Genomic DNA, 7,026 nt, shown 5'->3' on the forward strand with positions numbered 1-7,026 from the left:
CTAAAGGAAAGAATTATAACTAGCATCTGATGGCATTCTAAGATCTCCTCTTGGGGATACACTTATACTTCCCACTTTTGGACCATCAGGAAGAGCTGAACGTTTAAATTGTTGGGTAAAGAATCTTTTTATAAATTTATCTAACCATTTTCTTATTTCCTCTTTACTGTAATCATCTTTGAAGGATTCACTCGCTAAGAATAATATTTTCGAAGGAGTTGCGCCTTGCTTCATAAAGTAATAAAGGAAGAAGTCATGTAGTTCATATGGGCCTACTATGTCTTCAGTTTTTTGAGCGATTTCACCATTTTTATCGCTAGGTAGAAGTTCTGGACTTATAGGAGTGTCAAGAATATCTAAAAGTATATCTGTAACTTCTTTTGAGGATTCTTTATCTGCTACATATCTAACTAAATATTTCACCAAAGTCTTGGGAACTGAGCAGTTTACAGAATACATAGACATATGGTCTCCGTTATAAGTACACCAACCTAGAGCAAGCTCTGATAAATCACCTGTACCTATTAATAATCCACCTTCCTTATTAGCAACATCCATAAGAATTTGAGTTCTTTCTCTTGCTTGAACATTTTCATAGGTTACATCATGTTTTTCAACTGGATGATTTATGTCTTTAAAATGCTGAAGGCATGCATCAACTATATTAATTTCTCTAAGATCTGTACCTAAATTTTTACATAAGCTTATTGCATTCTGATAGGTCCTATCTGTAGTTCCAAAACCCGGCATAGTTATAGTAACAATATTTTTTATTGGTATTTTTAACTTATCAAAGGTTTTAACTATAACGAGTAGTGCTAAAGTTGAATCAAGACCGCCAGAGATCCCAATGATAGCTTTGTTAAGCCCAGTATATGAGAATCTTTTAGCAAGGGCTGAGGCTTGAATATTAAATATCTCAGCACAACGTACTTCACGCTCGTATTTATTAGAAGGCACAAAAGGATGCTTATCAATATACCTATCAAATACTCCAAAATTTAAGTTCGAAAATTTAAAAGGAATTTCGCACACGACATATGGACATATAGGAGTGCTATTTCTAAAACTGATATTTTTTAATCTTTCACTATTTAACATACCTATATCAATAATGGAAGTAATAATTTCATTTTCTCTTTGAAATCTATCATTTTCTTTTAATAGTATACCATTTTCACTAATTAGAAGATGTCCGCTGAAAAGTAAATCTGTGGATGATTCAAAAACTCCTGCTGATGCATATAAATATGAACACATACATCTTGCGCTCTGAGATGAAACCAAGGATCTTCTGTAATCAGCTTTGCTAACTGATTCGTTAGATGCAGATAAATTAGCAATTATATTTGCACCTTGAAGAGCCAAATAGCTGCTTGGAGGAATGGTTACCCAAAGATCCTCGCAAATCTCAAAACCAAATTTAATATTTCCACAAGTGAATAATAAATTCGTTCCAAAAGGGATGCACTTTGCAAATGACAAATTCACAGTTTTGTTTATGAGGCCAAGACCTTCAGTAAACCATCTTTTTTCGTAAAACTCAGAGTAATTTGGGATATAGCTTTTTGGGACTATTCCGAGAAGTTTGCCGTTAAATATAACATAAGCACAGTTATATAGACAGTTATTAAAATGTAGCGAAGATCCTACAGCAATTAATATATCTTTGTTCTTAGAAAACTCACAGAGCGTTTCAATTGCTTTCTCAGATTTTTCAATCAGCTCATTTTGTAAAAATAAATCAGCACAAGTGTAAGCAGTTGTGCAAAGCTCTGGGAAAACAATAAATTTTGAGTTTTCCTCGCAGGCTTGGTTAATGCAACTTTGAATGTTAATTAGATTAAACTCTATATCTGCCACATTTACTATTGGACAAGCGGCAGAAACCTTTATAAAAGAAGTTTCCAAACTAATTCACGACCTTTCTTTGGTTTTTCAAATATAGTATATGCAAAATTGACTGTAAATAACAAATATTCACTAAAATTATATCATTATATTACTTATATTGGTAGGGACGGTTAATGATTATTTTACCATTGTTTAAATAGTATTAACTGTACCCTGTTATTTGCCGCTTATTATAGGTGTTAACTGTTTTTGGTTATTCTAAAAGTTCAATAATCGAGAGAATGAGAGTAAGCATAAGAAATGGTGAGGTGATAACAAGGAGACGGTATAAAACGACTGATAATATGCTTAAATTAAACTTTATTAAGTTTAATATATATAATATAATGATATATTAACAATATAAAAAAAATAATGGCATATTATTATATGAACAGTCTTTTCTGGTAAGTTATAATAACAAAATTTGTTAATAATACAATAGAATTGTATTATTAACGGAATAAAAGATATATAATCAAGAAGTGTAGATTAGTAATTTATTTTGAGAGGGGGATATAACATGGTTTGGACGCAGTTGGCATTATGGGTAATCGTAGCAGCGTTAGCTTTGTTTATTGATATTACAACTAGTAGTTTTATGTTTGTATGGTTTGCTATAGGTGCAATTGCAGCAATACTTGCTATTGTATTTAATGCAACGCTAGTTGTTCAAGCAATTATTTTTGGAGCAGTAAGTGCAGTCTTTATGGCCGTTGGTTATCCTATAGTTAAAAAAACCATAAAAAAAACAGTGCAAAAAACAGTAACTATGGAAGAAGGTTATATCGGATCAGAGATTAAAATAACAAAAGATATTGATGTAAAAGGAAATATTAAATTTCAAGGGATTTATTGGACTGTAAAAAATGTGGGAAAACCTTTAAAAAAAGGTGATTTGGTTCAAGTTATTGGTATCGAAGGGAATAAATTATTAATATCTAAAGTATAAGTTAAATAAAATTTAAGGAGGAATTTAAAATGAATGTTGGAATAGGAACGTTTATTGGACTGTTTTTATTAATATTAGTTATTATTATGATTTTATCATCTATTAAAATTGTTAATACCGGATCAGTGATGCTCGTAGAAAGATTTGGTCAGTTTCAGAGGATACTTCAGCCAGGTTGGCATTTAACAATTCCATTTGCAGATTATGTTAGAAGAAAAATTTCTACTAAGCAACAAATATTAGATATACAACCACAGAATGTTATTACGAAGGATAATGTTAATATATCAATTGATAATGTTATATTTTATAAGGTTATTAACTCAAGAGATGCAGTATACAATATTGAGGATTATAAATCAGGTATTGTGTATTCAACTATTACCAACATGAGAAATATTGTGGGAGATATGACTTTAGATGAAGTATTATCAGGAAGAGATAGAATTAATTCTAGGCTTCTTGAGATAATTGATGAAATTACAGATGCTTATGGAATAAAAATATTATCTGTAGAAATTAAAAATATAGTTCCACCAACTGAAATCCAAAATGCTATGGAAAAACAAATGAGAGCAGAGCGAGATAAGAGAGCATTTATACTTACAGCGGAAGGTGAAAAACAAAGTTTAATTGAAAGAGCAGAAGGACATAAACAAGCGCAGATATTAAACGCTGAAGCTGAGAAACAAGCGAATATTAGACATGCAGAAGGAATGAAGGAATCTCAACTTCTTGAAGCAGAAGGTAAAGCTCGTGCTATACAGACTATTGCAATTGCAGAATCAGAGGCTATAAGAAAAATTAATACAGCTATTATAGAGTCAGGTACAAATGAAACAGTTATAGCATTAAAACAAATTGAAGCTCTTAAAGAGATGGCTAAGTATCCAGCTAATAAACTCATACTTCCGAATGAGACATTGTCTAGTTTGGGTAGTATAGCAGCTATAGCTGAAACACTAAAAATGACTAAGAATGGTGAGAATAAATCGATAGAAAATATGTTAATGGGAAATAAACCAACGGAAAATAAGCCAATGGAAAGTAAACCAGTGGAAAATAAAACATTATAAAAGAGATCAAAATAAAAAGAAAGTCTGAGTTTTTTAAATCAGGCTTTCTTTTTATTTTTTGAACGAGACTTATTAACTTTTTTCTGAACGGAATAACCAAACTTGCCTAGCGGACTCGAATTAACACTGAAATATTCACCATGAGAATAAGTAATAAGATCCGCTTTTTCAAAATGAATTTTCCCTAAAGCATCTATTAAGCTATTATCCACATGAGTATTCATAATTTCAGCTAAAAATAAATCATGGGTACCGAGTGGGGTAATACTTCTAACTTTACACTCTAGAGATATAAAGCATTCGGAAATTAAAGGGGCCGTAACATCCTTACTGTCTTCAATAGTGAAGTTCATTTCGCGAATTTTATCTATTTGTTTTCCAGAGCGTACCCCGCAATAATCAACCGCCCTAACCATTTTGGAATTAGGTAGATTTACTACAAAGTCACCACTTTCTTTTATATATTCATAAGAAAGCCTTTCAGGTTTTATGGCTACAGTTATCATTGGAGGTTTAGTACAAGCTGTTCCTATCCACCCTACTGTAAAAACATTTGTTTTTCCCTCTTTATTTTTTGAGGTAATTAATACCACAGGAACAGGATTTAACATCGCACTGCCTTTAAATATAGTTTTTGTCATATATAATCTTCACTCCCATATATTTCAAATATATTGTTAAATGTTACTGGCATCCTAGAGACAAAGTTTCCTATTATAAAGAATCTTCTATTAGAAAAAAAATCTATCCAATAACAATATCATTATACAATATCTTAAAAGATTTATAAAGTTGAAAATTTGAGTGGAAAATTTTATTAAAAATAAAAAAATGTAATTATTATGTAACTAAATTAGAAATGCAATCGTCTATAATATATACATAGATATATAAAGGGTAATGAGGAAAAATATGTATTAAGTATACTTCTCAACAAAAGATGGATTTTTATAGGCCGATAATAAAATATTATATATTGAAAGGTAGGAATTATTATGAATAGGAAAAAGATTCTTTCATTATTATTAGCTTCAGCATTAACTTTTACTGGGACAAGTACTGCTTTTGCACAAACTATGACAAAGACTCAAGCTACAGCTATAGTTACGCCAATTGTCACCACAACTACAACCACGAATACAGCAATAAGTACAAAGCCAGAGGCAACTACAATAAATAGCGAAGATGAAAAAAGTGTTAAAATAACAAAGGAGAAAGCAAAAGAAATTGCAAAGGAAATTATAAAAACTTGTTTTAATACAGAAATAGATGAGAGCAAATTCACTCAAAGATGTAATCTTAATACATCAAATTACAATGGTGTGAAAAATAGCTCGTGGAATATTTCTTGGGATATGTCTAATATGTCAAAAAGTGTTAATATAAGTGTTGGCTTAAATGCAGAAACTGGTGAAGTTACTCAAGCAAGTAATTATGAACGAGTTGGAAATGAAGGAAATACAGTTCCAACATTAACTGTTATGGAAGCAGAAAAAATTAGTGATGATTTTATTAAAAAAATTCAACCTGAAAAATTTACTGAATCTATCAGAAAGAATAATAATAATTTAGGATATTACGGATCAGCTAATTATAATTTTAACTATACAAACAAAGTTAATGGCGTAGAATTTGATGGCAATAATGTTAATGTAGAAGTTGATGGAGTATCCGGAAAGGTAGTTTCCTACTATAGTAATTGGAACGATGAGTTAAAATTCCCAGAGATTAAAGCAATAATAGATTCTAAAACTGCAACTGATGCTTTAAAAAATGAAGCTAAGATGAATTTAAAATATATAAGTTTTATGCAAAATTATAAGTATTATGAAAATAAAAAGGACATAAAATTAATATATGTTCCAGAATTTAGTAAAGGAAACATGATTGATGCAAAAGATGGCAAGATTTTGGATCCATATAATAATTCTAATATCCCAGTAATAAAAGACTTAAGTGTAGAAGAGAAACAAGAGTTTTATAATAAAGCAAAAGCACTAACACCTAGAGAGAAAGCAATAGAAGAGGTAGAAGCTGAAAAATTGATAAAAGGTTTCATAAACAAGCTTTATGGTGATGGTTATGTAATTCAAGATTTAGGATACCAAGAATCTACTGAAGATATTGGCACTGTAGGCAATAAAACTTGGAATGCATCCTTTAGTAAAGGAGAAGCAGGGAAAAACAATGAAGGTGGGTATGTATCAATAGATGCTTTAACTGGGGGAATATTAAACTTTAATAAATATTCTAATGAAGACTATAACGTGATTGAAAAATTTGTACCTAAATTATCTTGGGAAGATGCATATGCTAAGGCGTTAGAAGTAGTTGCGCAGTATTATCCTGATAAGGTAAAACAAATAAAAACTGAGCAAGCTCATTATACTTATAATGCTGAGGATAAAATGGGTGAAAGAGCGTATTATTTCAATTTTACAAGATTAGAAGATGGCATAGAGTATAATGATAATAGTATAAATGTTGGTTTTAGCGCTGTAAGTGGTGAAATGAATAATTTATATTGTAATTGGGATAAAAATATTAAATTCCCGGAAAATAAAAATGCCATTACCAAGGAAAATGCAAGTGAAATATTATTTAATAAGTACAAACCAGTACTTATTTATACACAAATAAATAAAAGTGTTAATCCAGAAAAACAAGATATGGAGATGAAACTCGCTTATAAACTAGTTGATGCGAGTGGCATGTATGATTATGTAAATATTGATGCTCTTACGGGCAAATTTGTAAACTATAACGGTGAAGACATTGACCAAAATATAGAAGTGTTTAAAGAACAGATAAAAAATAGTGAGGCTGAAAAGGAATTAAGTATTTTAGCGTCTAGAGGATTAATAGATACTGTTAATTTTAAATTGGATAAAAAGATTACTCAAATTGATTTAATTAAGATGTTAGTAAATGGAAGAGGTTATAATCCATATATGGCAGCTGGCGCTGCAGAGTTAAAATTCTCAAATATTGCAAAGACGGATGCAAATTATAAATACCTTCAAGTAGCTGTATCCTATGGAATAATGGAAAATTCAGAAGGTGAATTTATAGGAGACCAATTAGTTACTAGGGAACAGTTAGCTA

Annotated in this window: 5 protein-coding genes; 3 read left to right on the forward strand and 2 right to left on the reverse strand. The window is 30.4% G+C overall.

From position 1 onward, the window contains the following. On the reverse strand, positions 1 to 1,911 hold the full coding sequence (locus JJE11_RS11460) for an NAD(+) synthase (RefSeq protein WP_291635698.1): 1,911 nt from the start codon (positions 1,909 to 1,911) through the stop codon (positions 1 to 3). Between the two features lie 505 nt (positions 1,912 to 2,416). On the opposite strand from JJE11_RS11460, the gene JJE11_RS11465 reads away from it, so the two are divergent. Both JJE11_RS11465 and JJE11_RS11470 read left to right on the forward strand, forming a co-directional pair. Further along, entirely contained in the window at positions 2,417 to 2,845 is a 429-nt protein-coding gene (locus tag JJE11_RS11465) for an NfeD family protein (RefSeq protein ID WP_291635700.1), read from the forward strand. A gap of 29 nt (positions 2,846 to 2,874) precedes the next feature. Further along, entirely contained in the window at positions 2,875 to 3,921 is a 1,047-nt protein-coding gene (locus JJE11_RS11470) for an SPFH domain-containing protein (protein ID WP_291635702.1), read from the forward strand. 38 nt (positions 3,922 to 3,959) lie between these two features. Here the strand turns inward: JJE11_RS11470 and JJE11_RS11475 are convergent, their stop codons facing one another. Next, positions 3,960 to 4,562, reverse strand: a complete 603-nt coding sequence (locus JJE11_RS11475) for a flavin reductase family protein (protein WP_291635703.1) — start codon at positions 4,560 to 4,562, stop codon at positions 3,960 to 3,962. Positions 4,563 to 4,916: 354 nt separating this feature from the next. Between JJE11_RS11475 and JJE11_RS11480 the strand changes: the two genes are divergently transcribed. Further along, a partial coding sequence (locus JJE11_RS11480; protein WP_291635705.1) for a YcdB/YcdC domain-containing protein occupies positions 4,917 to 7,026 on the forward strand: 2,110 nt, incomplete at its 3' end.

Origin of the sequence: Clostridium sp., assembly GCF_016650095.1 — a bacterium.
Classification (GTDB): domain Bacteria; phylum Bacillota; class Clostridia; order Clostridiales; family Clostridiaceae; genus Clostridium_AD.